This is a genomic window from Pseudomonas sp. P42 (assembly GCF_017973755.1).
GTDB classification, from domain to species: domain Bacteria; phylum Pseudomonadota; class Gammaproteobacteria; order Pseudomonadales; family Pseudomonadaceae; genus Aquipseudomonas; species Aquipseudomonas iridis.
In genome coordinates, this window is the sequence record NZ_JACOPU010000002.1 from 932,600 (window position 1) to 959,344 (window position 26,745).

At 61.3% G+C, this 26,745-nt stretch carries 15 protein-coding genes; 7 read left to right on the forward strand and 8 right to left on the reverse strand.

The window, feature by feature from the left end:
• Positions 1 to 18 precede the first annotated feature (18 nt).
• Entirely contained in the window at positions 19 to 13,017 is a 12,999-nt protein-coding gene (locus tag H8B20_RS09250) for a non-ribosomal peptide synthetase (RefSeq protein ID WP_210622924.1), read from the forward strand.
• A gap of 158 nt (positions 13,018 to 13,175) precedes the next feature.
• Positions 13,176 to 13,997, forward strand: a complete 822-nt coding sequence (locus tag H8B20_RS09255) for an alpha/beta fold hydrolase (protein ID WP_210622925.1) — start codon at positions 13,176 to 13,178, stop codon at positions 13,995 to 13,997.
• Between the two features lie 70 nt (positions 13,998 to 14,067).
• Here H8B20_RS09255 and dsbG read toward each other — a convergent pair whose 3' ends face one another.
• From dsbG to H8B20_RS09275, 4 genes are all read right to left on the reverse strand, one after another.
• Positions 14,068 to 14,838 (reverse strand): thiol:disulfide interchange protein DsbG, encoded by a 771-nt coding sequence (gene dsbG, locus H8B20_RS09260; RefSeq protein WP_210622926.1) that lies wholly within the window; start codon positions 14,836 to 14,838, stop codon positions 14,068 to 14,070.
• Entirely contained in the window at positions 14,814 to 15,695 is an 882-nt protein-coding gene (locus tag H8B20_RS09265) for a TlpA disulfide reductase family protein (RefSeq protein WP_210622927.1), read from the reverse strand. The genes dsbG and H8B20_RS09265 overlap by 25 nt, the downstream gene beginning before the upstream one ends.
• Positions 15,695 to 17,428: a protein-disulfide reductase DsbD gene (dsbD, locus tag H8B20_RS09270; protein WP_210622928.1), complete on the reverse strand. Its 1,734-nt coding sequence runs from the start codon at positions 17,426 to 17,428 to the stop codon at positions 15,695 to 15,697. Before dsbD ends, H8B20_RS09265 begins: the two co-directional genes overlap by 1 nt.
• A gap of 95 nt (positions 17,429 to 17,523) precedes the next feature.
• The gene (locus H8B20_RS09275; protein ID WP_210622929.1) at positions 17,524 to 18,213 is read right to left on the reverse strand and encodes a hypothetical protein; all 690 of its coding nucleotides are present in this window, start codon (positions 18,211 to 18,213) and stop codon (positions 17,524 to 17,526) included.
• 273 nt (positions 18,214 to 18,486) lie between these two features.
• Here H8B20_RS09275 and H8B20_RS09280 point away from each other — a divergent pair, with 273 nt between their 5' ends.
• The 5 genes from H8B20_RS09280 to H8B20_RS09300 all read left to right on the forward strand — a co-directional run bounded on the left by H8B20_RS09280 (position 18,487) and on the right by H8B20_RS09300 (position 22,939).
• Positions 18,487 to 19,167 (forward strand): response regulator, encoded by a 681-nt coding sequence (locus H8B20_RS09280; protein ID WP_042560210.1) that lies wholly within the window; start codon positions 18,487 to 18,489, stop codon positions 19,165 to 19,167.
• Positions 19,167 to 20,489, forward strand: a complete 1,323-nt coding sequence (locus H8B20_RS09285; protein ID WP_150596170.1) for an ATP-binding protein — start codon at positions 19,167 to 19,169, stop codon at positions 20,487 to 20,489. The genes H8B20_RS09280 and H8B20_RS09285 overlap by 1 nt, the downstream gene beginning before the upstream one ends.
• Before the next feature lie 100 nt (positions 20,490 to 20,589).
• A complete protein-coding gene (locus H8B20_RS09290; RefSeq protein ID WP_210622930.1) occupies positions 20,590 to 21,075 on the forward strand; it encodes a GNAT family N-acetyltransferase in 486 nt (161 codons plus the stop codon).
• A gap of 143 nt (positions 21,076 to 21,218) precedes the next feature.
• Positions 21,219 to 22,631, forward strand: coding sequence for an aspartate aminotransferase family protein (locus tag H8B20_RS09295; protein WP_210622931.1), 1,413 nt, complete (start codon positions 21,219 to 21,221; stop codon positions 22,629 to 22,631).
• An 83-nt stretch (positions 22,632 to 22,714) separates the two neighbouring features.
• The gene (locus H8B20_RS09300) at positions 22,715 to 22,939 is read left to right on the forward strand and encodes an MbtH family protein (protein WP_042560205.1); all 225 of its coding nucleotides are present in this window, start codon (positions 22,715 to 22,717) and stop codon (positions 22,937 to 22,939) included.
• A gap of 202 nt (positions 22,940 to 23,141) precedes the next feature.
• On the opposite strand, the gene H8B20_RS09305 is transcribed toward H8B20_RS09300, so the two are convergent.
• The 4 genes from H8B20_RS09305 to H8B20_RS09320 are packed head-to-tail and all read right to left on the reverse strand — an operon-like array spanning position 23,142 to position 26,721.
• Complete coding sequence (locus tag H8B20_RS09305) at positions 23,142 to 24,047, reverse strand: metal ABC transporter substrate-binding protein (protein WP_210622932.1); 906 nt, start codon at positions 24,045 to 24,047, stop codon at positions 23,142 to 23,144.
• Positions 24,048 to 24,947, reverse strand: coding sequence for a metal ABC transporter permease (locus H8B20_RS09310; protein ID WP_007917717.1), 900 nt, complete (start codon positions 24,945 to 24,947; stop codon positions 24,048 to 24,050).
• The gene (locus H8B20_RS09315; RefSeq protein ID WP_210622933.1) at positions 24,947 to 25,795 is read right to left on the reverse strand and encodes a metal ABC transporter ATP-binding protein; all 849 of its coding nucleotides are present in this window, start codon (positions 25,793 to 25,795) and stop codon (positions 24,947 to 24,949) included. The genes H8B20_RS09310 and H8B20_RS09315 overlap by 1 nt, the downstream gene beginning before the upstream one ends.
• Positions 25,792 to 26,721 carry a metal ABC transporter substrate-binding protein gene (locus H8B20_RS09320; RefSeq protein ID WP_210622934.1) on the reverse strand — a complete coding sequence of 310 codons (930 nt, stop codon included), beginning with the start codon at positions 26,719 to 26,721 and terminating at the stop codon, positions 25,792 to 25,794. Before H8B20_RS09320 ends, H8B20_RS09315 begins: the two co-directional genes overlap by 4 nt.
• Between the last annotated feature and the right edge of the window lie 24 nt (positions 26,722 to 26,745).

A 26,745-nucleotide genomic window follows, 5' to 3' on the forward strand; every position in this document is an offset into this window, starting at 1 on the left:
ATTCAGGCAGGAAACCTCATGACCGACGCGTTCGAACTCCCCAGCACCCTGGTCCAAGCCCTCCAGCGCCGCGCGGCCCTGACGCCGGATCGGCTGGCCCTGCGTTTTCTTGCCGAAAACGAAGAGCAGGCTGTGGTACTCAGCTATCGCGAACTGGACCAACGCGCGCGCACCATTGCCGCTGCGTTGCAGGCCGAGACCGAGTTTGCTGATCGTGCGGTGCTGCTGTTTCCTAGCGGCCCGGATTACGTTGCGGCGTTCTTTGGTTGCCTGTATGCCGGGGTGATCGCGGTGCCGGCCTATCCACCGGAATCGGCCCGCCGTCATCATCAAGAGCGCCTGCTATCGATCATTGCCGACGCCGAACCGCGCCTGCTGCTGACCAGCGCCGACTTGCGCGATGCCTTGCAACAGATCGAAGGCGCACCGCCGCTGTTGTGCGTCGATACCCTCGACAGCGCTTTGGCCGAGCGCTGGGTTGAACCGACTCTGCCGGCCGATCACATCGCGTTCCTGCAATACACCTCCGGCTCGACCGCGCTGCCCAAAGGCGTGCAGGTCAGCCACGGCAATCTGGTCGCCAACGAGCTGCTGATTCGCCACGGTTTCGGCATCGACGTGAACCCCGATGACGTCATCGTCAGCTGGCTGCCGCTGTACCACGACATGGGTTTGATCGGCGGTCTGTTGCAGCCGATTTTCAGTGGCGTGCCGTGCATCCTCATGTCGCCGGCGTACTTCCTCGCTCGGCCATTGCGCTGGCTCGAAGCGATCAGCCAATACGGCGGCACCATCAGCGGCGGACCGGATTTCGCCTATCGCTTGTGCAGCGAGCGGGTCAGTGAATCGGCGCTTGAACGTCTCGACCTCAGTCGCTGGCGCGTGGCCTATTCCGGCTCCGAGCCGATCCGTCTCGACACCAACGAATGCTTCGCCGAAAAATTCGCGGCGTGTGGTTTCAGTGCCGACAGCTTCATGGCTTCCTACGGTCTGGCAGAGGCCACGCTGTTCGTCGCCGGCACGCCGCGGGGCCAGGGTATTCCTGCGCTGCGCGTGGACGATCAGGCCTTGGCGCAAAATCGTGCAGAGCCGGGCGATGGCAGCGCGATCATGAGTTGCGGCATCAGCCAGCCAGAGCACGCGGTGCTGATCGTCGAGCCAACCCGTCTTGAAGAACTCGCCGACAATGCCGTCGGCGAAGTCTGGGCGGCCGGCCCGAGCATCGCGCACGGTTACTGGCGCAACCCCGAGGCCAGCGCCAGGACTTTAGTCCAGCACGCCGGCCGCACCTGGCTGCGCACCGGTGACCTGGGTTTCATGCGTGACGGCGAACTGTTCATCACCGGTCGCCTGAAAGACATGTTGATCGTGCGCGGCCATAACCTCTATCCGCAGGACATCGAGAAGACGGTCGAGAGCGAAGTGGAAGTGGTGCGCAAGGGCCGGGTCGCGGCGTTCGCGGTGACTCAGGACGGCGAAGAAGGCATCGGGATCGCGGCGGAGATCAGCCGCAGCGTGCAGAAAATTCTGCCGCCACAAGCGCTGATCAAAGCTATCCGCCAAGCGGTGGCTGAGGCTTGTCAGCAAGCACCGAGCGTGGTGGTGCTGCTCAATCCGGGCGCATTGCCGAAAACCTCCAGCGGCAAATTGCAGCGTTCGGCTTGCCGCAGTCGTCTGGCCGATGGCAGCCTCGACAGCTATGCGGTGTTCCCGTCAGATGAAGCGCAAGGTGCCGAATCGACCCTGCAAGCTTCCGAGCTCGAAGCCCTGATCGGCAAGATCTGGGCTGCGCAATTGAACGTCAAACAAGTCCATGCCGACGATCACTTTTTCCTGCTCGGCGGCAATTCGATTGCTGCCACGCAAGTAATCGCCCGAGTGCGCGAAGAGCTCGGTCTGGCGCTGAGCCTGCGTGTACTTTTCGAAGCGCCGACGTTGTCCGCGTTCGCCGCTGCCGTGGCCCGGCACCAACAGGATGGCGGCAGCGTTCAAGGCGAAATCACTTCCCTGTCGCGCACGGAGCCAATGCCACAATCGCTGGCGCAAAATCGCTTGTGGATCACCTGGCAACTCGATCCGCAAAGCAGCGCTTACAACATTCCGGGGGCGCTGCGGCTGCGCGGTGAACTCGATGAAGACGCCCTGCGCGCAAGCTTCCAGCAACTGATCGAACGCCACGAATCCCTGCGCACGCGCTTCTTCGAACGCGACGGCGTGGCGCTGCAACAAGTCGATGCTGCGGCAGAATCCATCCTGCAACTGATCGACATCAGCGACCTGCCAACCCAGGAGCGTGAAGCACGCGCTGAGCAAATCCGCGAGGACGAAGCGCGTACCCAATTCGATCTGGAAAAAGGCCCGCTACTCTGGGTGACGCTGATTCGCCTTGATGATGAAGATCACCAGTTGCTGGTGACGTTGCACCACATCATCGCTGACGGCTGGTCGCTGAACGTGTTGATCGATGAATTCTCGCGCCTGTATGCCGCCGCTTCCCAAGGCCAGCGCACCGAGCTCGCGCCATTGCCAACCCAGTACGCCGACTACGGCAGCTGGCAGCGCCAATGGCTGGCGCACGGCGAGGGCGAGCGGCAACTGGCCTACTGGAAAGCGCAGTTGGGCGATGAGCATCCGACGCTTGAACTGGCCACCGATCATCCGCGTTCGGCGCAGCGCATTCGCAGTGCCGCGCGCCACAGCGTACGTCTGAGCGTCAGCCTGAGCGAAGCCATCCGGCAGACTGCCCAAGCGCACAATGCCACACCGTTCATGCTCTTGCTCGCGGCATTCCAGAGCTTGCTGCACCGTTACAGCGGTCAACGCGATATTCGCATTGGCGTGCCCAATGCCAACCGTCCACGGCTGGAAACCCAAGGCCTGATCGGCTTCTTCATCAACACTCAGGTGCTGCGCGCCGACGTTGAATCACGCCTGTCGTTCACTGAGTTGCTGGCGCAAACCCGTGAGGCTGCACTCGGCGCACAAGCCCATCAGGACCTGCCGTTTGAACAACTGCTCGAAGCCTTCCCGCAGGCCCGCGAACAAGGTTTGTTCCAGGTCATGTTCAACCATCAGCAACGTGACCTCAGCGCACTCAAACGCCTGCCCGGTCTGCTCGCCGAAGAGTTGCCGTGGCACAGCCGCGAAGCCAAGTTCGATCTGCAATTGCACAGTGAAGAAGACCGCAACGGTCGCCTGACCTTGTCCTTCGACTATGCCGATGAGCTGTTCGACGCCGCGACCATCGAGCGTCTGGCTGAGCATTTCAGCAATCTTCTGCGCGATGTCTGCGAACGTCCGCACCACGCCATCGGCGATCTGCAACTGTTGACTGCCAGCGAAAGCGAACAGCAATCAGAATGGAGCAGCGCCCCGTGCGCCAAGGCTGAGCAATGGCTGCCGGAGTTGCTCAACGAACAACTGCGCCTGACCCCGCAACGCACCGCGCTGGTGTGGGAGGGCGGCAGTCTCGATTTCGCCGAGCTACATGCTCAATCCAATCGACTGGCGCACTACCTGCGCGACAAAGGTGTCGGCCCGGATGTCTGCGTGGCCATCGCGGCCGAGCGTTCGCCGCAACTGCTGATCGGCCTGCTGGCGATCATCAAGGCGGGCGGCGCTTATGTCCCGCTCGATCCGGATTACCCGGCCGAGCGTCTGGCCTACATGCTCAGTGACAGCGGCGTCGATTTGCTGCTGACGCAGACCGAGTTGCTCGATCGCTTGCCGGCCCGCGAAGGCGTCAGTGTCATCGCCATGGATGCCCTGCATCTGGAAAACTGGCCAAGCCAGGCCCCGGGTCTGCACCTGCACGGCGACAACCTCGCCTACGTGATTTATACCTCAGGTTCCACCGGTCAACCGAAAGGCGTCGGCAACACCCACGCGGCACTGGCTGAACGTCTGCAATGGATGCAGAACACTTATCGCCTCAACGAAACCGACGTGCTGATGCAAAAAGCACCGATCAGTTTTGACGTGTCGGTGTGGGAATGCTTCTGGCCGCTGATCACGGGTGCGCGCCTGCTGATTACTGCACCGGGTGAGCACCGTGATACGCATCGTATCGCCCGGCTTGTGCAGAAATATGGCGTGACCACGCTGCACTTCGTGCCGCCGCTGCTTTCGCTGTTCATCGACGAGCCGCTCAGCGCCGAATGCACCAGCCTGCGCCGGGTGTTCTCCGGAGGCGAAGCGTTGCCAGCCGAGTTGCGCAACCGTGTGCTGGCGCAACTGCCGGCAGTGCAACTGCACAACCGCTACGGCCCGACTGAAACCGCGATCAACGTCACCCACTGGCATTGCACTGCCGCTGATGGCGAGGGCTCGCCCATTGGCCGACCGCTGGACAACGTGGTTTGTCGCGTGCTCGACGCCGACCTCAATCCTGTACCTGCGGGCGTTCCCGGTGAGCTGTGCATCAGCGGTATCGGTCTGGCGCGTGGTTATCTCGGTCGCCCGGCGCTGACCGCCGAACGTTTTGTGGTCGATCCGTTGGGCGAGCAGGGTGCTCGCTTGTACCGCACCGGTGACCGTGCACGCTGGACTGACGATGGCGTGATCGAATACCTCGGCCGTCTCGATCAACAGGTCAAACTGCGTGGTTTTCGCGTCGAACCGGAAGAAATCCAAGCACGTCTTCTCGCCCAGGACGGTGTCGCCCAAGCCGTGGTGCTGGTGCGTGAAACCGCTGCCGGCGCGCAGCTGATCGGCTACTTCACGGCGACTGATGCCAGCGCAGACGAGGACGCGCAAATCGCCCGACTGAAAACCGCACTGGCCACCGAACTCCCTGAGTACATGGTCCCGGCGCAACTGATGCGCCTCGACGCCATGCCGCTGAGTCCGAGCGGCAAACTCGACCGCCGCGCCTTGCCCGAGCCGCAATGGCAAGTGCGTGAGCATGTCGAACCGGTCACTGAGCTGGAGCAACAGATCGCCGCGATCTGGCGCGAAGTGCTGGGCCTGGCGCAAATCGGCCTGCGCGACGATTTCTTTGCCCTCGGCGGTCATTCGCTGCTGGCCACGCAAATCATCTCCCGCTCCCGTCAGGCCTGCGACGTCGAATTGCCGTTGCGCGCCTTGTTTGAACACAGTGAGCTCGGTGATTTCGCCGAACAGATTCGCCAGATCCAGGTCAGCGGTCGCACCAACCAACAGCCGCCGATCGAAAAAGTCGACCGCAGCCAGCCAGTGCCGTTGTCCTACTCCCAGCAGCGTATGTGGTTCCTCTGGCAGATGGAGCCGGACAGCCCGGCGTACAACGTTGGCGGCATGGCGCGCCTGCGTGGCGTGTTGCATGTCGAACATTTCGAGGCGGCGTTGCAAGCGCTGATCCTGCGTCACGAAACCCTGCGCACGACGTTCCCGAGTGTCGACGGCGTGGCCCGTCAGCAGGTGCATGCCGAGACTGGCGTGCGGATGGGCTGGAAAGATTTCTCGAAACTCGCGGTTGACCTGCGTGAGCAAAAAGTCCAGCAACTGGCCGACGCAGAAGCGCATCTGCCGTTTGATCTGGAAACCGGTCCGCTGCTGCGCGCCTGTCTGGTCAAGACTGCCGAGCATGAGCATTACTTCGTCCTGACCCTGCACCACATCGTCACCGAAGGCTGGGCAATGGACATTTTTGCCCGTGAGCTCAGCGCGTTGTACGAAGCGTTCGTCGATGATCGCGATTCGCCGCTGGAGCCGTTGCCGGTGCAGTACCTCGACTACAGCGTCTGGCAGCGCAGCTGGCTGGAGTCCGGCGAGCGGCAGCGTCAACTCGACTACTGGACCGCGCAACTGGGCCGCGAACATCCGCTGCTGGAACTGCCGGGCGACCGCCCGCGTCCACCGGTGCAGAGCCATCAGGGCGAACTGTTCCGTTTCGACCTCAGTGATGACCTCGCTGCGCGGGTCCGGGCGTTCAATGCGCAAAACGGCCTGACCCTGTTCATGACCATGACCGCCGCACTCGCCACGCTGCTTTACCGCTATAGCGGCCAGACCGATCTGCGCATCGGCGCGCCGGTGGCCAACCGTATCCGCCCGGAAAGCGAAGGGCTGATCGGCGCGTTCCTCAACACTCAGGTGCTGCGTTGCCAGCTCGACGGGCAGATGTCGGTCGGCGAATTGTTTGAGCACGTGCGCCACACCGTCATCGAAGGGCAGTCCCATCAGGATTTGCCGTTCGATCATCTGGTTGAAGCCTTGCAGCCACCGCGCAGCGCCGCTTATAACCCGCTGTTCCAGGTGATGTGCAACGTGCAGCGCTGGGAATTCCAGCAGAGCCGTATGCTCGCCGGCATGACCGTCGAGTACCTGGCCAATGATGCGCGGGCGACCAAGTTCGATCTCAACCTGGAGGTCACCGACCTCGACCATCGCCTGGGCTGCTGCCTGACGTACAGCACTGATCTGTTCGATGAGCCGACGATCGCGCGCATGGCCGGACATTGGCGCAATCTCCTGGAAGCGCTGATCGCCGACCCGCAACAACGCCTCAGCGAACTGCCGCTGCTGGACGCACCGGAGCAACAGCGACTGCTCGACAGCCTCGGCGTCGAGCCGGGCGAGCATCGTCTAGATCAGTGCATTCATCACCTGTTTGCCGAGCAAGCGCTGCTGCGCAAAAATGCGCCAGCCCTGACCTTTGCCGGCCAGACCTTGAGCTACGCCGAACTCGACGCCCACGCCAATCGTCTGGCCTGGGCCCTGCGTGAGCGTGGGGTTGGCCCGCAAGTGCGCGTTGGTCTGGCGCTTGAACGTTCGCTGGAGATGGTCATCGGCCTGCTGGCGATCCTCAAGGCCGGCGGTGCCTATGTGCCGCTCGATCCGGAATATCCGCTCGATCGTCTGCATTACATGATTGAAGACAGCCGCATCGGTCTGCTGCTCAGTGATCGCGCGATGTTCAACGCGCTCGGCGAGCTACCGTCGAGCGTGGCGAGTTGGTGCCTGGAAGAGGACAGCGCCGCACTGGCCGAGTATCCGTCCACAGAACTGCCATTTATCAGCCTGCCGCAGCATCAGGCCTACCTGATTTACACCTCGGGCTCGACCGGTAAACCGAAAGGCGTGGTGGTGTCCCACGGCGAAATCGCCATGCATTGCCAAGCCGTCATCGAGCGTTTCGGCATGCGCCCTGACGACTGCGAGTTGCACTTCTATTCGATCAACTTCGACGCTGCGACCGAGCGCTTGCTGGTGCCGCTGCTCAGCGGCGCGCAGGTCGTATTGCGGGCACAAGGTCAGTGGGATGCCGAGGAAATCTGCGGGTTGATCCGCACCCATCGCATCAACGTCCTGGGTTTCACCCCGAGCTACGGCAGCCAGTTGGCGCAGTTCCTGGCCACGCAAAACGACATTCTGCCGGTGCGGATGATCATCACCGGTGGCGAAGCGCTGACCGGCGAACACCTGCAACGCATTCGTGCGGCGTTCAAGCCGAGCCTGTTTTTCAACGCCTATGGCCCGACCGAAACCGTGGTCATGCCGCTGGCCAGCCTGGCCCCGGACGTGCTCGAAGAGGGCGTCGGCAGTGTGCCGATCGGCAGCGTGATCGGCGCTCGCGTGGCGTACATTCTCGATGCCGATCTGGCGCTGGTGCCGCAAGGCGCGACCGGTGAATTGTTTGTCGGCGGCGCCGGTCTGGCGCAGGCTTATCACGACCGTCCGGGTATCACGGCCGAACGTTTTGTCGCTGACCCGTTTGCCGCTGATGGTGGACGCATGTATCGCACTGGCGACCTGGTGCGCCAGCGTGCCGACGGTCTGGTCGAGTACCTGGGACGGATCGACCATCAGGTGAAAATCCGTGGTTTCCGTATCGAGCTCGGCGAAATCGAAGCGCGTTTGCTTGATCACGATTCGATTCGCGAAGCGGTGGTGCTGGCACTGGATGCGCCAAGTGGCAAGCAACTGGTCGCCTACCTTGTCACCGAGATCGCCGAGCAAAGCGAAGCCGAACAGGCTGAACTGCGCGAAGCTCTGAAGGCGCACCTCAAGGCGCAACTGCCGGACTACATGGTGCCGACCCACCTGATTTTGCTGGCGAACATGCCGCTGACCGCCAACGGCAAACTGGATCGCCGCGCACTGCCGGCGCCGGACCCCGAGCTTAACCGTCAGGACTACGTGGCGCCGAGCAACGAGCTCGAACAAACCCTGGCGCAGATCTGGTGCGAAGTGCTTAACGTCGAACAGGTTGGCCTCAACGACAACTTCTTCGAGCTGGGTGGCGATTCGATTCTGTCGATTCAAGTGGTCAGCCGCGCGCGTCAGCAGGGCATTCATTTCAGTCCGCGTGACCTGTTCCAGCATCAGACCGTGCAGACGCTCGCCGCTGTGGCCAGCCGCACCGAGTTGGTGACGGCCGAGCAAGGTCTGGTGGCTGGTGAGTCGCGACTGACGCCGATTCAACACTGGTTCTTCGACACCGATATTCCTGAGCGTCAGCACTGGAACCAGGCGTTGTTGCTGGAACCCACTGTGGCGTTGGCGCCGCAGCTTCTGGAGCAAGCGCTACGGGCGGTGATCGAGCAGCACGACGCCCTGCGTCTGCGCTTCACCGAGGTGGGCGGTCAGTGGCAAGCGGCACATCAACCGGTCGCGGATGCCGTTGTTTTGTCACCCGTACGCGTCGCCTCGATGGACACGTGCGAGGCGCTGTTCGCCGATGCTCAACGCAGCCTTGATCTGGAGCACGGTCCGCTGCTGCGTGCCCTGTTGGTCGATGGCCCGCACGGTCAGCAACGCCTGTTCATTGCGATTCATCACTTGGTGGTCGACGGCGTGTCGTGGCGCGTTTTGCTCGACGATCTGCAAACCGTATATCGCCAGCTCGACGCCGGGCAGTCGGTGAAACTGCCGGCGAAAACCAGTGCCTTCAAGGACTGGACGGCACGGCTGCAGGCTTACGCCGGTAGCGAATCACTGCGCGAAGAACTGAACTGGTGGCAGACCCAACTGGCCGGCCCGAGCGCCGATCTGCCGTGTGAAAACCCGCAGGGCGGCCAGCAGAATCGCCATGCGCAAACCGTCAGCGTGCGTCTCGATGCCGAGCGCACCCAACAGTTGTTGCAACAGGCGCCGAGTGCTTATCGCACGCAGGTCAACGACCTGCTGCTGACCGCGTTGGCCCGTGTGCTGTGCCGCTGGAGCGGCCAACCGTCGGCGCTGATTCAACTGGAAGGCCACGGCCGCGAAACCCTGTTCGACGAGATCGACCTGACCCGTACCGTCGGCTGGTTCACCAGCGCCTATCCATTGCGCCTGACCCCGCACAACATCGAAGAGGCCGTCGGGCAGAGCGCTTCGATCAAGGCGATAAAGGAGCAGTTGCGCGCCGTGCCGCACAAAGGCCTGGGTTATGGCGTGCTGCGTTATCTGGCTGATGACCTCAGCCAACGCAGCATGGCCGCGCTGCCGAATGCGCCGATCACCTTCAACTACCTCGGCCAGTTCGACCAGAGTTTCGGCAGCGAAGCGCTGTTCCGTCCGTTGGACGAGCCGGTCGGTGCGGCCCACGATCCGCAGGCGCCGTTGCCGAACGAGTTGAGCGTCGACAGTCAGGTCTACGGCGGTGAGTTGCTGCTGCGCTGGACCTTCAGCGCCGAGCGTTATGAAACGCAGACCATCAATGATCTGGCCGACGCCTACCTGGGCGAATTGCAAAGCCTGATCGAGCATTGCCTGCAAAACGAGGCCGGAGGCCTGACGCCGTCGGACTTCCCGCTGGCGAAACTGACCCAGGCGCAACTCGATGCGTTGCCAGTGCCGGCCGCGCACATCGAAGACGTCTATCCGCTGACGCCGATGCAGGAAGGCATGTTGCTGCACACGCTGCTCGAACCTGGCACCGGTCTGTACTACATGCAGGATCGCTATCGCATCAACAGCGAACTCGACCCCGAGCGTTTCGCTCAAGCGTGGCAAGCCGTGGTCGGTCGTCACGAAGCGTTGCGTGCCTCGTTCTGCTGGAACGTTGGCGAAGATATGCTGCAAGTGATTCACACGCCGGGTCGCACGCCAATCGAGTATCTGGATTGGAGCGCCATCAGCGACGCCGAGCAGGAACCCAAGCTGCAAGCGCTGCTCAAAAGCGAGCGCGAGGCCGGGTTCGATCTGCTCAGCCAGGCACCGTTCCACCTGCGTCTGATCAAGGTCGGCGCGGCGCGCTACTGGTTCATGATGAGCAACCACCACATCCTCATCGATGCCTGGTGCCGTTCGCTGCTGATGAACGATTTCTTCGAGATCTACACCGCGCTTGGCGAAGGTCGCGAAGCTCAACTGAGCGTGCCGCCGCGTTATCGCGATTACATCGGCTGGCTGCAACGTCAGAGCCTGGCGGAGGCGCGCCAGTGGTGGCAGCAAAACCTGCAAGGGTTTGAACGCACCACGCCTATCCCGAGCGACCGACCATTCCTGCGTGAACATGCCGGCGAAAGCGGCGGCATGGTCGTCGGTGATCGCTACACCCGTCTCGATGTTGTGGATGGCGCTCGACTGCGTGAACTGGCCCAGGCTCATCAACTGACCATCAATACCTTCGCCCAAGCGGCATGGGCGCTGGTGTTGCGGCGCATGAGCGGTGATCGCGACGTGCTGTTCGGTGTGACCGTTGCCGGGCGTCCGGTGGACATGCCGGAAATGCAACGCACTGTCGGCCTGTTCATCAACAGTATCGCGCTGCGAGTGCAGATGCCGGCGGACGATCAGCGCACCAGCGTGCGGCAATGGCTGAGCGGGTTGCTCGACAGCAACATGCAACTGCGCGAGTACGAATACCTGCCGCTGGTGAGCATTCAGGAACAGAGCGAATTGCCGAAAGGTCAGCCGCTGTTCGACAGCCTGTTTGTGTTCGAAAACGCGCCGGTAGAAGTCTCGGTACTGGACCGTGCGCAGAGCCTCAACGCGACCTCGGATTCGGGGCGGACCCACACCAACTTCCCGCTCACAGCGGTGTGCTACCCGGGTGATGACCTCGGTCTGCACCTGTCGTATGACCAGCGTTACTTCGACGAGTCGACCGTCGAACGCATGCTCGGCGAGTTCAAGCGTCTGTTGCTGGCGCTGGTCGACGGTTTCCATGGCGACATGGCCGATCTGCCGTTGCTGGGCTGTGAGGAGCAGGACTTTCTGCTCCACGGATGCAACCAGAGCGCCCACGACTATCCGTTGGAGCAGAGCTACGTTTCGCTGTTCGAAGCGCAGGTTGCAGCGCATCCGGAGCGCATTGCTGCCAGTTGCCTCGATCAGCAATTGAACTATGCGCAGCTGAACCGCAATGCCAACCGTCTCGGCCATGCCCTGGTCGCGGCCGGGGTGCAAATGGATCAACCGGTGGCGTTGCTGGCCGAGCGTAATCTCGATCTGCTTGGCATGATTATCGGCAGCTTCAAGGCTGGCGCGGGTTACCTGCCGCTGGATCCGGGGCTACCGAGTCAGCGCCTGCAACGGATCATTGAGGTGAGCCACACGCCGGTGCTGGTCTGCAGCGAGGCGTGCCGTGAACAGGCGCAGACTTTGCTCGACGAGTTCAGCTGTGCCAATCGTCCACGCTTGCTGGTGTGGGAAGAGGTGCAAGCGCTGGCGACATCGGTGCAAAACCCTGGCATTCACAGTGGTCCGGACAACCTCGCTTATGTGATCTACACCTCAGGCTCCACCGGCCTGCCGAAAGGCGTGATGGTCGAGCAGCGCGGCATGCTCAATAACCAGTTGAGCAAGGTACCGTACCTGAATCTGACGGCAGATGATGTCATCGCGCAAACCGCTTCGCAGAGCTTCGACATTTCGGTCTGGCAGTTTCTCGCTGCGCCGCTGTTCGGCGCGCGGGTAGACATCGTGCCGAATACCGTCGCTCACGATCCGCAAGGTTTGCTGGTGCATGTGCAGGCCCAGGGCATTACCGTGCTGGAGAGTGTGCCGTCGCTGATTCAGGGCATGCTCGCCTCGGATCGTCTGAGCCTCGACGGTCTGCGCTGGATGCTGCCGACCGGTGAAGCGATGCCGCCGGAACTGGCGCACCAGTGGCTGCTGCGTTACCCGGACATTGGTCTGGTCAATGCTTACGGCCCGGCGGAATGCTCGGATGACGTGGCGTTCTACCGCGTGGACATGGCGTCGACACGCGGCAGTTATTTGCCGATCGGTACACCGACCGATAACAACGCGTTGTATCTGCTGGATGGCGCGCTGGAGTTGGTGCCGGTGGGCACAGTGGGTGAGTTGTGCGTGGCAGGCACGGGTGTGGGGCGCGGCTATGTCAGCGATCCGCTGCGCACCGCGCCGGTGTTTGTGCCGAACCCGTTCGGCGCGCCGGGCGAACGCTTGTATCGCACCGGTGACCTGGCGCGACGCCGTAGCGATGGCGTGCTGGAATACGTCGGTCGCGTCGACCATCAGGTGAAGATTCGCGGTTACCGGATCGAGTTGGGTGAAATCGAAGCGCGTCTGCACGAACAACCGGAAGTCCGCGATGCGGCGGTCGGTGTGCAGGAAGGCATCAATGGCAAGCATCTGGTCGGCTATCTCGTGGCCGCGGATTCTGCGCTAAACCCGAGCGAACGCCTGGAGCGCATCAAACAACGCCTGCGCAGTGAACTGCCGGAATACATGGTACCGCTGCACTGGCTGTGGCTCGCGCAACTGCCGCTCAACGCCAACGGCAAGCTTGATCGCAAGGCCTTGCCGGCACTGGAAATCGGTCAGTTGCAGAGCCAGGATTACCTGGCGCCGCGCAACGAGCTGGAGCAAACCCTGGCAGATATCTGGGCCGAGGTGCTGAAGATCGAGCAGGTTGGTGTGCGCGACAACTTCTTCGAACTCGGCGGCCACTCGTTGCTCGCCACGCAGATCGCCTCGCGCGTACAGAAAGCCCTGCAACGCGATGTGCCACTGCGGGCGATGTTCGAATGCAGCACGGTGGAGGAACTGGCCGAGTACATCGATGGGCTGGCGGTCAGTGAAATCACAGAGGAGAAGGTGGATCGGTTGAATGATCTGATGGCGGAGCTGGAGGGTCTTTAACAGCAAAAGATCGCAGCCTGCGGCAGCTCCTACAGAGAAATAAGCGTTTCCCTGTAGGAGCTGCCGCAGGCTGCGATCTTTTTGCTTTCAGACATTTGACTGTCGAGCAGTGCCAGCTCAGTCTGCCGGTTCTCTTTTTGCAAACGAGGGGTTAGTCGATGCCTTTTTTCACGGTTGATGGACAGGCACTTCACTACATTGATCAAGGCACAGGCCCGGCCGTTTTACTGGCGGGCAGCTATCTGTGGGATCAGGCCATGTGGGCGCCGCAGATCGCCGCGCTGGCGCCGCACTATCGGGTGATTGCGCTGGACCTCTGGGGCCACGGCGAGTCTGGGCGATTGCCGGAAAACACCACATCGCTGGATGACATCGCGCGTCAGGCGCAGGCGTTGCTCGATCATCTGGATATCGACCAGATCACCTTGGTCGGCCTGTCGGTCGGCGGCATGTGGGGTGTACGCCTGGCGCTGTCGGCACCGCATCGGCTTAACGGTCTGGTGCTGATGGACACTTACGTCGGCGTCGAGCCCGAGCCAACCCGTCAGTACTACTTCTCGCTGTTCAAGCAGATTGAGGAAAGCGGTGAAATTTCCGACGCGTTGCTCGACATCGTCGTGCCGATTTTCTTCCGCCCGGGCATCGATCCACAATCGGCGCTGTATCAGGACTTCCGCGCCAAACTCGCGGGGTATTCATCCGAACGTCTGCGCGAAAGCGTCGTACCCATGGGCCGCATCACCTTCGGTCGCGATGACCTGTTGCCACGTCTGGGCGAGCTGAACGCCGCGACCACCCTGGTGCTGTGCGGTGATCAGGACAAGCCACGGCCGCCGACGGAAGCGCAGGAAATGGCCGAGCTGATCGGTTGCCGGCGCGTGTTGGTGCCGGAGGCGGGGCATATCTCCAATCTGGAGAATCCGCAGTTTGTGAATGACGCGTTGCTGAAGTTTTTGGCTGAGCGCGATTTGCGGCGCTGATGAGAAAAAGATCGCAGCGTGCCGCAGCTCCTATAAGGATATGCGGCACGCTGCGATCTTTTGATCTTGCTTATTTAGGTCCGAGAATCTTCGCCAACTTGTCCGGCGTCGGCGCGCCTTGTTGCTGTTGCAGCTCACCCTTGTCATCCATGTAGAAAATCGCCGGAGTGGCCTGCAATTCAAGGTCGTCCATCAACTGCATGTTCGCCGCCAATTTTGTTTGCACGGCTACCGGGATGTCTTTCAAGGCCTTGAGCGAACTGCCCTTGCCGGCCTTTTCGTGATCGTCCAGCGCTTTGGCCGGGTCTTTGGCGGCGAGCAACGCGGCGGATTTCCCCGGGCTGTCTTCTCGGATGATCCCGACCATGATGTGGCGCAACTGCACTTTTCCGGACTTGACCCACGGGCGGGCCTGTTCCCAGAACACGTTGCAATACGGGCAGTTCGGATCGCTGAACAGGTACACCGTGCGCGGCGCATCCTTGTTGCCGTCCTGAATCCAGTTGCTCGCCTCGAACTTGGCCCAGACTTCCTTGGCCATTGGCGCGTACACCAGTTTCTGCAACGGTTCGCTGCTCAGGTCTTTGCCGTCGGCGTCGTACAGGTTGCCCAGCAGAACGTGCTTACCGTCCGGGGTCAGGTACAACGCCATACCGCGGTTCTGGTATTGCGCCGCGTAACCGCGCAAACCGTCGGGGGCGTCGAACTGGCCGACGATTTTCGCGCCTTTGGCTTCGATCTGCTTGATCGCGGCAGGCAATTCTTCAGCGGCCTGAACCGACGGCAGTTGCAACAGGGCAGTGCCCAGAGTCAGCGTCAGCAGGTGGCGGAGGCGGGGCATGGCAGTTTCCTTGACGAAGTGGCCGGTGCGGAGGCCGGGTTCGGATTTGAATTGGGTGTGTCGAAGTTTTCCATTGCGCGAGCCAGACTGGCGTTCGACAACTCGCCCAGGTGACTGGCCAACAGGCGACCATCAGGGCTATAGAACAGGGTAGTCGGCAATGCCATGGAACCCACGGCCTGACCCAAACGACCACTGCGGTCAAACAACACGTTGGTCAGGCTCAGGCCCTGGGTTTCGAGAAACGTCGCAACGCTTTGCATGCTTTCGGCCTGATTGACGAACAGGAACGTCAGGTCAGGACGTTGCTGCTGGGCATTTTCAAGTACCGGCATCTCGCGCCGGCACGGTGGACACCAAGTGGCCCACAGGTTGATCACCAGCGGCCCACCTTTATAGTCGCTGAGCTGGATGGTTTCCCCGGCGGCGTTACGCAAGGAGATGTCTGGCAGCCGCGTGCCTTGTTCGTAGATGTTCAACGACAGTGTCGCCATCACCCAGAACAGCACACCACTGGCCACGCCAAAACCCAGCGGCCGGCGCAGCCCCGGTCGACGCCAGCCGCGATACAGTGCGACGAGCAGCAACACGATGACCCCCGGCCAGGCGAGAAAACCGCCATCGCGCAGGTCGACGATCTGCCACAGATCATCGCGGTAATGGCTCCAGTACATCGCGACAAACGCGATGCGGGCCGCGAGCATGCCAATCAGGAACAGACTGAACAGCGCCGACTCGGGATTATCGCCACCGCGTTTGGCCACTCGCCAACCGACGAAGGTCGCCAGTGCCAATGCACTGATCAGCAGCAAATGGTTAAGCGCGATGGCAAAGGTGCCGAGGGTGAAGGTCAGCATTAGTTGGCGTCTCGGGTGATGGTCCAGCGTTGCAGGAACGTATCGGCATCGACTTCACCGGTGATGCGCTGGCTGCGGCGCTCTTCGCCGTCAACGCCGATCCAGACAAAAGTCGGTGGCCCCGGCACTTTATAGCGGCCGAGTAATTCGCGGCTGGCGGCATTGTCGGCGGTCACATCCAGGCGCAGCAGGCGTACGTCGCTCAACGCCTGCATCACCTTGTCTTTGCCGAACACCTGCTTTTCCATGACTTTGCAGGAAACGCACCAGTCGGCGTAGTAATCAAGCAGCACCCACTGGCCCTGGGCCTTGGCGGCATCCAGTTCGCGTTGCAGTGCTGCCGGTTCCTTGATGGTGGTGAACGCATCATGACCATTCGGCGCAGCACTGGCGACACGGTCGCCACTGTAAACCTGCAGCGGTTGATACGGATCGTCACTGCCGCCGGCTGCACCGATCATCAGCAAACTGCCCCATAACCCAAGCAGCAATGCAGTGGCGCCGAACAACTGAGCGACACGGCCGAAGCCTTCGGACTGCTTCCACGCGCAGTAGGCGGCGATCAACAACAAGGCGCCGCACAGACCGAGCCATAACGACGGGGCCAGCACCGGGCGCAACATCAGCAACGCCGTGGCGAGGAACAGGAAACCGAATACGCCCTTAAGCAGGTTCATCCAGTCGCCGGGTTTGGGCAGGAAGCGATTACCTACGGTCACCAGCAACATCAACGGCACACCGATGCCGATCCCCAGCGAGAACAGAATCAGTCCGCCGTGCAGGGCGTTGCCGCTTTGCGCGATGTACAGCAACGCGCCGGCGAGTGGCGCGGTCATGCACGGGCCGACCAGCAGACCGGACAGTGCGCCGAGCACGCCGGCGCCAACCAGGCTGCCGCCGCTGCGACTGCGCGAGGCGTGTTCCAGTCGGTCACGCAAGGCCACCGGCAATTGCAGTTCAAAGAAGCCGAACATCGGCAACGCCAGCACCACAAACACTGCGGCAAACGCACCCAGCAACCACGGGTTTTGCAACCAGGCTTGCAGGTTCGCCCCGAGCAGCGCAGCAATCACACCCATCGCCGCATACACCAGCGCCATGCAGATCACATAACTGCCGGCCAGCGCGAAACCTCGGCGTGGCGTTGCGCCGCTGCCGACAATCATCCCCGCCAGAATCGGCAACATCGGCAATGTGCAAGGGGTGAAGGCGAGCAGCAGGCCGAGGCCGAAAAATACCAGCAGGCTCCAGCCCAGTGCTTGTTGTTGAAGGCTGTTGGCCAGGGCTTCATCCGGTGCTTGCGCACTGGCCGGCGTGACCGCTTTACCGCCCAGATCAATGACCCGGGTTTGCGGCGGGTAACACAGACCCGCATCGGCGCAGCCCTGATAGCTGACCTTGATTTGACCGGTCGCCGTCGCCGGGATCTTTACCTCCAGCCCTTGGCGATAAACCGGTTGTTCTCCGAAGAACTCGTCGCTGTGGGATTCGCCATCGGGTAGCGTCGGCTGTTGAGCAGCACTCAAACCGTCGAACTTCAGGCGTTTCTGATACAGGTAGTAGCCGTCGGTGATCTGCCAGAACAGCTGGGTTTCACCGGATTCCAGGCGCTCTGAGGTGAGAACGAACGCTTTATCGACCGGCAGAAAATCCGGTTTTGTCTCGAAAGGATTGTTTCCCGCCTGGGCCAGGCCTGAGATCAGAAGCGCAAACAGTAGAAAAATATGACGCATGGAGAGGAGCCTTGTCCCTGTGCAAGTGGGGGCACAATGGGCGGTAGCGATTAACCGATGATTAACCGCGCCCTGTGATGCCGCTGCCGGCCCGGTCAGTTGCGTAACAACCCTGGCCAGTTGCTTTCGTTGATGGTGTGCGGGCCGGATGCGAGCTTGTCGGCCTGTATGTTGTAAACAAGATACTGGTTATGGGTGAGGAAAATATACCAATAGCTGTCGGCGAAAGTTCGATCGTTTTGGGCCGCCGTGATGATCCGCTCCTTGTAAGGGGCCAGGGCGCCCAGGCGGTTCTGACCAAAGGCATTGCGGGTGAGTGTTTTTGCCTTGTAGTTGAAGCTCAGATAATGACCGTCGTTCAGAATGAATTTGAACAGGAAAGGGTGGCCGGAAACCTCTGTCCAGGTGCCGGCAATGATTTTGTCAAAGTAGGGAAGTATCGGTTTCCAGAGTGTGTCGGCTAACGCGTAGATGCCTGAAACCTTGTCCGTATCCTGGTCGTATTTGCACACGGCCGGGGTATCGCCGTAGTAAAAGAACAGCCAGGCGATATCTTCGTCGCTGCGCGTGTTGAAACCCAGGGAAGTCGTGGTGAAGCCGAAGCGCAGGTTCTGGATGTAAGGCGTGAAAGTGTCCCATCTTCCGTCGGTAGAGGCGGGGTAGCCGCTCGGAACATCCCCGCCGATATTGAACCGGGAATAGGTGTCGGTATCCTTGAAAAAAAAGTAAATGCGATCTGCGCCAGAGCGCCAGTCGACCGCAACAAAGTTATTCAATGCAGGCATGTTTATTAAAGTCCTTTTAAAGAAGCCGTAGTTTTTATTGCCTGCTCAGGCTATCTCGGGTAGTTATTAAAATGTAGCGGCTATATGTCGGGATTTATTTCATGGGCTGTTTGTAGGGGCGTGAGTTGCGCCCTGTTTACCTGTTCCAAACAGTCGATGCAGCCGTGCAGGCACGACCTGTTCTTGACTCGGCTTCCCGTAACCTCCAGTGACAGCCATAATTGCCGCTTAATCCTCACCTGCTTCACTCGCGTTTTTGCTCAGGGAGCTCCCATGCACGTATTGGTTTGCGAAGACGATGAGCTGATCGCCAGCGGCATCGTTGCCGGCCTCACGGCTCAAGGCTTGACCGTCGAGCATGTCAATACGGCGTCCAAGGCCCGGGCGATGCTCAAGGTTGCCGAGTTTGATGTGATGGTGCTTGATCTCGGTTTGCCCGACGAAGATGGCCTGAAATTGTTGCAGCAGTTACGCCAGCACGGCCTGGAAATCCCGGTGCTGATCCTGACGGCGCGCGACTCGGTCACCGATCGCGTAGACGGCTTGCAGGCCGGTGCTGATGACTACTTGCTCAAGCCATTCGATTTGCGTGAGTTGTTCGCGCGTCTGCAAACCTTGCTGCGGCGGGTGGCCGGGCGCAGCGTCAACCTGATCGAGCACGGTGCGCTGACCTACGACCCGAGCAGCCGCGAAACCCGGCTGGCCGGGCAATCGGTGGACCTGTCGCGGCGCGAGCAATCGCTGTTGCAGGCACTGCTGCACAATCGCGGTCGGGTCCTGTCCACCGAGCAGTTGAAGGACAGCGTCTACGGCTTCAACGATGAGCTGGAAAGCAACGCACTGAACGTCCATATCCATCACCTGCGCAGCAAACTCGGTAAAGGTATCGTCGAAACCGTGCGCGGTCTGGGCTATCGCCTGGGGCCGGCCGATGGTGGAGATCAAGGCAAGTGATGAGCCTGCGCCTGCGCTTGAGCCTGACCCTTGGCGCCGCGTTCGCGCTGATCTGGGCGCTGGCAGCGGCCTGGATGCTCAGCGATCTGCGCAACCAGATGATGTTTTCCCTCGACCAGCGTCTGGTGGCTTCGGCGCGCATGGTTGCCGGGTTGCTGGAGCAATTGCCGACATTGCCTAGCAAAGGCGAGGGCACGCATTTCAGTGCCGAGCAACTGAACATTCCCGGCGGCATGGCCTGTCAGGTGAGTTCGTTGCGCGGGGAAATTCTCGCGCGCAGTCATAACAATCCCGAACAAGCGCTGGAGGCCGAGAAAATGGGCTTCCACGATCAGATGATCGACGGCGCACCGTGGCGCAGCTTCACCCTCGCCCGGGGCGATGTACGGATTACCACGGCAGATCGGCAGATTGAACGCGAAGCCCTGAACATGTCGATCCTGCTGGCGGCGTCGGTGCCGGTAGGCGTGGCGTTGCTCGGCTGTCTGTGCCTGTTGTGGCTGGGAATCGGGCAAGGCCTGGCACCGCTCAATCGCCTGCGCGAAGCCTTGATGCGACGTAATGCCGACTCGCTCGAACCACTGCAATTGCAATCGTTTCCCAGCGAATTGAAGCCGCTGCTCGATACCCAGAATCAGCTGTTCCAGCGCATCGGCAAGACCATCGAGCGCGAACGTCGGTTGACCGGTGACGCCGCGCATGAACTGCGCAGCCCGCTGACGGCGATCAAGACGCACCTGCAAGTGGCGCGCATGACCGAGGGCAGCGCCCGCGATCAATCGCTGGCGCGGGCCGAGGAGGGCGCCGACCGTTTGCACCGCACGCTTGAGCAACTGCTGTTGCTGGCACGGGTCGAGGGCAGTCTTTCCTTCGACGACGGCACGCAGTACAGCGCCGAGCAAGTGGCCAGGTTGGCGATTGCCGACGCTACGGGTGGCGAGCGTCTGCGGATCAAACTGCATCTGCCCGCCGAACTCTCGTCTGCACCGTTGCAAATGCCTGCGGTGCTGTCGATCGCCGCGTTGCGCAATCTGCTCGACAACGCCCTGCGCCATACCTCCGAAGATTGTGCGGTCGAGCTGCGTCTGGAAACCATCGGTAACCGCGTGCGTTTTGTCGTACGCGACCATGGCCCGGGCATTGCGCCGGATGATTTGCAGCACCTGACCCAGCGCTTCTGGCGTAACGGTCAGAGCACCGGTTGCGGCCTCGGCCTGGCGATCGTCCAGGCGATCGTCCAGCGTTGCGACTGCGCCCTGCATTTCGACAGCCGCCCGGATGGTTTGCGCGTTGAGCTGACGATGCCGTTGCAATCCCTATGACGTCTGCACATCAAATGTAACTTCTCTGCATTGGTCAATCGGCGGCGCTGACGTTAAGGTCGGCGCCAGCCTTGACTCAATGGATTGAGGGAACAGCGCCATGCAAGCACCTGTCTGCATTCGTCCGGCCATTCTGGCCGACGTCGGAATCATCAGCCGTATCATCGAACGCTCGATCCGTTTTGGTTGTGCGCTCGATCACCGCAACGACCCGTTGATCGTCAGTGACTGGACCCGGCAGCAGTCTGCCGATTTCATCAGTGCTTGGCTCGCGAATCCGCACTTCTATCTGAGTATTGCCATGCTGGCGGACAAACCGGTCGGTATCGGCATGGCCCGCCTGGATGGCGACGTTGTGCTTTGCCACGTACAACCGGAATCATTTCGCCGTGGCGTCGGGAGGGCGCTGATGAACGATCTGGAAGGCTGGCTGCGGGTTCGCGGTGTGCGCACCGTTCATCTCAACAGCACGCGCACCGGCGAAGCGTTCTATCGCCATTTGGGTTACCGCGAATCTGCACCTTCCCTCGCGCATAACGGCTTGCAGGTCCTGCCTATGGCCAAGCCGCTGGCAATGTCCGGATGAACAGTCGCTCAAGGGGCTAAATCCTTGCCTCGCTTAAGCGTTTCCAGAACAGGAAAACCTGCAAGTGCGCCCCGTGACTGGAACGCGCACCTGTCCGGTGTGCTGTTTTGGTCACTATCCATAGCGAATCGAGGGGTCGACAGATGTCAGTTGCCACCAGCCTTATCAGAGAGTCATCGGCCCGGGTCACCTCGGCGCCAGCGGAAACGTTGTATGAGTTCAACGAATCGCCATTGCTGGTTCGTCAGGCACAGCAGGAGTCCAATGCCCGCAGCTATCCGCGACGTATTCCACTGGCACTGAAACGCGCCAAGGGCCTTTATGTCGAAGATGTTGAAGGGCGTACGTTCATCGACTGTCTGGCCGGTGCCGGCACGCTGGCACTGGGGCATAACCATCCGGTGGTGATCGCAGCGATCCAGCAGGTGCTGGCCGATGAACTGCCGCTGCACACGCTGGACCTGACCACCCCGGTCAAGGATCAGTTTGTCCAGGATCTGTTTGGCTTGCTGCCGGCACAACTGGCGTCGCAAGCGAAAATCCAGTTCTGCGGCCCGACCGGCACTGACGCCGTGGAAGCGGCATTGAAACTGGTACGCACGGCCACCGGTCGCAGCACCGTGTTGTCGTTCTCCGGTGGTTATCACGGCATGAGCCAGGGCGCTTTGAGCCTGATGGGTAACCTGGGGCCGAAAAAGCCGCTGGGTGCGTTACTCAGCAACGGCGTGCAGTTCATGCCGTTTCCGTATGACTACCGCTGCCCGTTTGGCATCGGCGGCGCTGACGGGGTGAAGGCCAATCTGAGCTATCTGGATAATTTGCTCAACGATCCCGAGGCCGGCGTGCAATTGCCAGCGGCCGTGATCGTCGAAGCGGTGCAGGGTGAGGGCGGAGTCATTCCGGCCGACATCGAATGGCTGCGCGGCTTGCGTCGGATCACCGAGAAGGCTGGCGTAGCACTGATTGTCGACGAGATTCAGAGTGGATTTGCCCGCACCGGCAAGATGTTCGCCTTCGAACATGCCGGTATCACTCCGGATGTGGTCGTGCTGTCCAAAGCTATCGGCGGCAGCCTGCCGCTGGCGGTCGTGGTCTACCGCGACTGGCTCGACACCTGGCAACCGGGCGCACACGCTGGCACGTTCCGTGGCAATCAGATGGCGATGGCTGCCGGTTCTGCGGTGATGCGTTATCTGCTTGAACACAAAGTGTGCGAACACGCGGCCGCCATGGGCGAGCGTCTGGGCGAGCACCTGCACATCCTGCAGCGTGATTTCCCGCAGATGGGCGATATCCGTGGTCGTGGCCTGATGTTGGGCGTCGAGCTGGTGGACCCGACGGGGACCCCGGATGCGCTCGGCCATCCGCCGGCGTTTGCGCGTCTGGCGCCATTGGTGCAGCGCGAATGCCTCAAGCGCGGCTTGATTCTTGAACTGGGCGGTCGGCATGGCGCCGTCGTGCGTTTCCTGCCACCACTGGTGATCACCGCCGTCGAAATCGACCGCGTTGCCGAGATCTTCGGTCGTGCATTGGCTGCCGCTACTGCCGCTGTGTAAATTTTTCAGCGCGCCGAACGTTCTTTCTACATACCCGGCTGCACCCGACGTGCAGCCCACCCTTACAACGATGGAGAACCAGCATGACGTCAGTATTCGACCGTGAGGACATCCTCTTTCAGGTCGTGGTCAACCACGAAGAGCAGTACTCGATCTGGCCGGATTACAAGGCCGTGCCAGAAGGCTGGCGCACCGTGGGCAAGAGCGGCCTGAAAAAGGAATGCCTGGCCTACATCGAAGAAGTCTGGACCGACATGCGTCCACTCAGCCTGCGCCAGAAGATGGAAGGGCTGGCTGCGGCTCAATAAGCAGACGGGCAAAAAGAAACCCGCTGGACTGGTAGCAGTCAGCGGGTTTTTTCATGTCCGGGATACGGGTTTCTGTCAGGACCTCATCGCTGGCAAGCCAGCTCCCACAGGGTTTTGATGTGCTCCACAAATGCTGTGCACACCTCGGATCATTGTGGGAGCTGGCTTGCCAGCGATGAACGATAACGCGGTACAACTGAAGTTACGCCCCGCTCAGCCCCTTGAGCAGTAAATCCACATTGCTCTCGAGCTCCGCCACCGGATCTTCGGCATCAATACTCAGCACCAGCAATCGGCTACCTGAATCGGCAATCGCCGCTTTCACCGCTTCCGATGGCTGACGGTGATGCAACACCACCGCCACATCGTTTTCCTTGAGTGTCGCCGTGAGTTTTTTCAGATCCTCTGGCGTCCAGTCTGCATCAGGACGTGGATCCTGCCCGATCAACTCAAGGTTCAGGCTGCCGATCAGATAGCCGAAGTGATCGCTCAAGCTCATCACACTCAGGTTATCGGCATTGGCCAGACGCGCCTCACTGGCGGCGCTGAGTTTGAGCAGGCGTTGTTTCAACAGCGCCAGATTCGCTTCGATCTTCGGCTTGGCGCTGGGTGCCAGACGCACCAGATCCGCCGCCATCACGTCTGCCATGCGCCCCATGTTGTTGCTCGCCAGCCACGGCTGGCTGTTCAAACCGTCGCCTTTCAAATCCGGTCGCACGGCGATGCCGGGCAACGCGCCGTCGACCGGGCGTGCGGCATCGACTTCAACGATGCGAATGTTGCTGCGACGGGCGAAGGGGTACAGCGGGTCATCGGCCCACAGCGAGCGCACGCCGATCACCGCATCGGCGCCGGTGGCCAGTTTATTGAGTGCCGGAGCGCCGCGCCCGGTGAAGTACGCGGTCTGGCGGCTGCCCGGTAAGTTCGCCGGTGCCGCGCGTTCGAGGCTGACGTCGGTGCCTTTGAGCAGCACCTCGCCCAGGCCGTAGGTAATCGGAAGAGAGGCCAGCACTCGCAAGGGCTTGGCGCTTTCGGCGGCCATTAAAGGTGTGGAGACCACGCCGCACAGGGCCATGGCCAACGTCAGGTTGCGCAATGAAAAAAGCATTTATCCAAGATTCCCTTTCAGACTCGGGACAACCCCGCGCGCGATGGCGGCGAGGGCGAAGGCAATACCGGCGACCAGAATGATCGCGGCGCCGGACGGGATCGGCAGATCGAAAACAATCGGCGCGAGAATCCCGCACAACGTGCTGACCGTGGCAATCAGCACCGAACACCAGAAAAAGCCCTTGAGCGACTGGCTGAGCAAGCGCGCCGCCGCCGCTGGAATCACCAGCAGGGCACCCACCAGAATCGCGCCGATGACTTTCACGGCGGCCACGGTGATCAGTGTCACCAGAATCACGAAGAGGTAATCCAGGGTCTTCACCGCCACGCCGCGAACGGCCGCCAGTTGCGGGTTGAAACTGGCCAGCATGATGCGGTTGTACAGCGGCAGCGCCAGGGCCATCACCAGCGAACCGACGATGGCCAATACCGCCAGATCATTGCCGTTGACCGTCAGCACCGAGCCGAACAGTACGTTTTCCAGAATGTGCACATTGATCTTGCCCGCGAGAATAAGCAGCAGGCTCGCGCCCAGGGCCAGCGACACCGACAGGAAAACACCGATCAATGTGTCCGGCGCCAGACCGGTGCGGTTGCGCAGGTAGTTGAGCAAAATGCCGAACAGCAGGCAGTAGCCGAACAGGCTGCCATAAGGCCCGGTGTAGGGTTCGCCCAGCAGGATGCCAATGGCCACACCGGTCAGCGCTGCGTGGCCGACCGCTTCGGAGAAAAACGCAAAGCGCTTGACCACCACCAGCGTGCCGAGCCCACCCAGCACCGGGCCGATCAGCAGGCCGGCGAGCAGCGCGTTGACCACAAAACCGTAAGCCAGTGCCTCCGGCAGATAACCGGAAGAGGCCCAACCCTGGACCATCAACCGAAAGGCTTCGTAACTCATCAGGCAGCGCTCCGTGGATGGGTCGAGAACAGGGTCAGCAGTCGTTCCGGTGTTAGCGCCTGTTGTGGCGTGGCGTCGAACAGCACGCGACGGTTGAGGCCGGTGACCCGATCAGCCAGACGGCCAACCGCTTCCAGATCGTGTTCGATCCACAGCACGGTGATGCCCGCCGCGCGCCAGTCGGCGAGCAGGCGTTCGAAGACCTGGATCCCTGCCTCATCGAGAGCAGACATGGGCTCATCCAGCACCAGCAGTTGTGGCGCCGGGATCAAGCCTTGGGCGAGCAACACCCGTTGACGTTCACCTCCGGACAGTGCGCCCATGCGGCGTTTGCGTTTGTCCTGCATGCCTACCCGTTCCAGCGCTTCACCGATGGCGCCGGCGTAGTGCTTGCTCAAACCGAGAAAGGCCGGGCGGCGCTGGCACATGGCAGCCATGAAATCATCGACCGTCATCGGCAAGCCGCGATCGAACTCAAGTGCCTGTGGCACATAACCGATGGTGCCGGGCTCGCCGGGCCATTGCAGACTCAACTGACCCTGATGCGGCATCTGCCCCAGCAACGTCTTGATCAGCGAACTCTTGCCACCGCCGTTGGGACCGACCAGTGCATGCACGGTGCCGGGCTGCACCTGGAAGGAGACGTTGTCGAGAATCGTCGTGCGGCCCAATGTCAGGCCGACTTCTGCAAATGCCAGGGTCGGCCCCGTGACCTGTGAGCGCGAGTCTGCTCGCGTAAGCGGTGTTGCATTTGGCAATGATGGCGGCTGACCGGGCGACTTCGCGAGCAGGCTCGCTTCCACAAGTTGCTCGTCGTCCCGGGCGATCAGGGTTTCTTTGGATGTCATGCGCCAGACTCCTGAATCGCCCGAACCACGGTGTTGAGGTTGCCGGTCATTTCCTTTTCGTACTTGTCGGCGGTGTATTCGCCGTAGGAAATGTGCGACAGCGGGTACAGCTTCACGCCCGATTCACGCTGAATGGTTTCGACGTAAGTAGACGGAAAGTCCATTTCCGAGAAGATCACCTTCACATCCAGTTCGCGCAGTTGGTCGATGGTCTTCTTCAACTGGCTCGGGCTCGGCTCGATACCGTGGGCCGGCTCGACCACGGCGGTCACTTCCAGCCCGAACTCGCGCAGCAGATAGTCGTAGGCCGCGTGAACAGTGGCCACACGCAACTCGGCGTTCGGCGCCTGGGTCAGCTTGGCTAATGCGTCGGCGCGCATCTGCCGCAGGCGTTTGCCGTAGGCGCGGGCGTTCTGGGTGTAGGTCTTGGCATTGTCCGGGTCGAGTTTGCCCAACTCCCGAGCGATGTTGTTGACCTGCGCGATGGAGGCGCTGATCGACAGGAAGGTATGCGGGTTCACCACTTTGCCAGCACCCCTCGCAGCCACGCCGGTGGCGGCCAGCAACGGTATGTTTTCGTTGGCCTCGATGGTCTTGATGTTCGGCGTTTCGCTGGCGGCGATCATGCGGTCGGCGAAGTCATCATGGCCGACGCCATTGAGCACGATCACGTCGAGGCCGCTGATGCGCTTGATGTCCTCTGCACGCGGTTCGTAGGCGTGCGGATTGAAGCCGGCCGGAATCAGTGGGACCACCTCGGCCTTGTCGCCGACGATGTTCGCTACATAACTGTAATAAGGGTGCAGGGTGATACCGATGCGCAGACGTTTCGCCGGATCGGCGCTGACCAGCGGGCTCAACAGGCAGGCGCAAATGCTCAGCAGAAACAGACGCAACAAGGGACGGCGTGTAGATGAAATAGACATGGGCAAGCGGTCTTCTCTCGGGTG

What these genes read in the sequence shown, in the direction of transcription:
- H8B20_RS09250 (WP_210622924.1), top strand. Translation starts at nt 19, where the DNA reads ATGACCGACGCGTTCGAACTCCCCAGCACCCTGGTCCAAGCCCTCCAG.
- H8B20_RS09255 (WP_210622925.1), top strand. Translation starts at nt 13,176, where the DNA reads ATGCCTTTTTTCACGGTTGATGGACAGGCACTTCACTACATTGATCAA.
- dsbG (WP_210622926.1), bottom strand. Translation starts at nt 14,838, where the DNA reads ATGCCCCGCCTCCGCCACCTGCTGACGCTGACTCTGGGCACTGCCCTG.
- H8B20_RS09265 (WP_210622927.1), bottom strand. Translation starts at nt 15,695, where the DNA reads ATGCTGACCTTCACCCTCGGCACCTTTGCCATCGCGCTTAACCATTTG.
- dsbD (WP_210622928.1), bottom strand. Translation starts at nt 17,428, where the DNA reads ATGCGTCATATTTTTCTACTGTTTGCGCTTCTGATCTCAGGCCTGGCC.
- H8B20_RS09275 (WP_210622929.1), bottom strand. Translation starts at nt 18,213, where the DNA reads ATGCCTGCATTGAATAACTTTGTTGCGGTCGACTGGCGCTCTGGCGCA.
- H8B20_RS09280 (WP_042560210.1), top strand. Translation starts at nt 18,487, where the DNA reads ATGCACGTATTGGTTTGCGAAGACGATGAGCTGATCGCCAGCGGCATC.
- H8B20_RS09285 (WP_150596170.1), top strand. Translation starts at nt 19,167, where the DNA reads ATGAGCCTGCGCCTGCGCTTGAGCCTGACCCTTGGCGCCGCGTTCGCG.
- H8B20_RS09290 (WP_210622930.1), top strand. Translation starts at nt 20,590, where the DNA reads ATGCAAGCACCTGTCTGCATTCGTCCGGCCATTCTGGCCGACGTCGGA.
- H8B20_RS09295 (WP_210622931.1), top strand. Translation starts at nt 21,219, where the DNA reads ATGTCAGTTGCCACCAGCCTTATCAGAGAGTCATCGGCCCGGGTCACC.
- H8B20_RS09300 (WP_042560205.1), top strand. Translation starts at nt 22,715, where the DNA reads ATGACGTCAGTATTCGACCGTGAGGACATCCTCTTTCAGGTCGTGGTC.
- H8B20_RS09305 (WP_210622932.1), bottom strand. Translation starts at nt 24,047, where the DNA reads ATGCTTTTTTCATTGCGCAACCTGACGTTGGCCATGGCCCTGTGCGGC.
- H8B20_RS09310 (WP_007917717.1), bottom strand. Translation starts at nt 24,947, where the DNA reads ATGAGTTACGAAGCCTTTCGGTTGATGGTCCAGGGTTGGGCCTCTTCC.
- H8B20_RS09315 (WP_210622933.1), bottom strand. Translation starts at nt 25,795, where the DNA reads ATGACATCCAAAGAAACCCTGATCGCCCGGGACGACGAGCAACTTGTG.
- H8B20_RS09320 (WP_210622934.1), bottom strand. Translation starts at nt 26,721, where the DNA reads ATGTCTATTTCATCTACACGCCGTCCCTTGTTGCGTCTGTTTCTGCTG.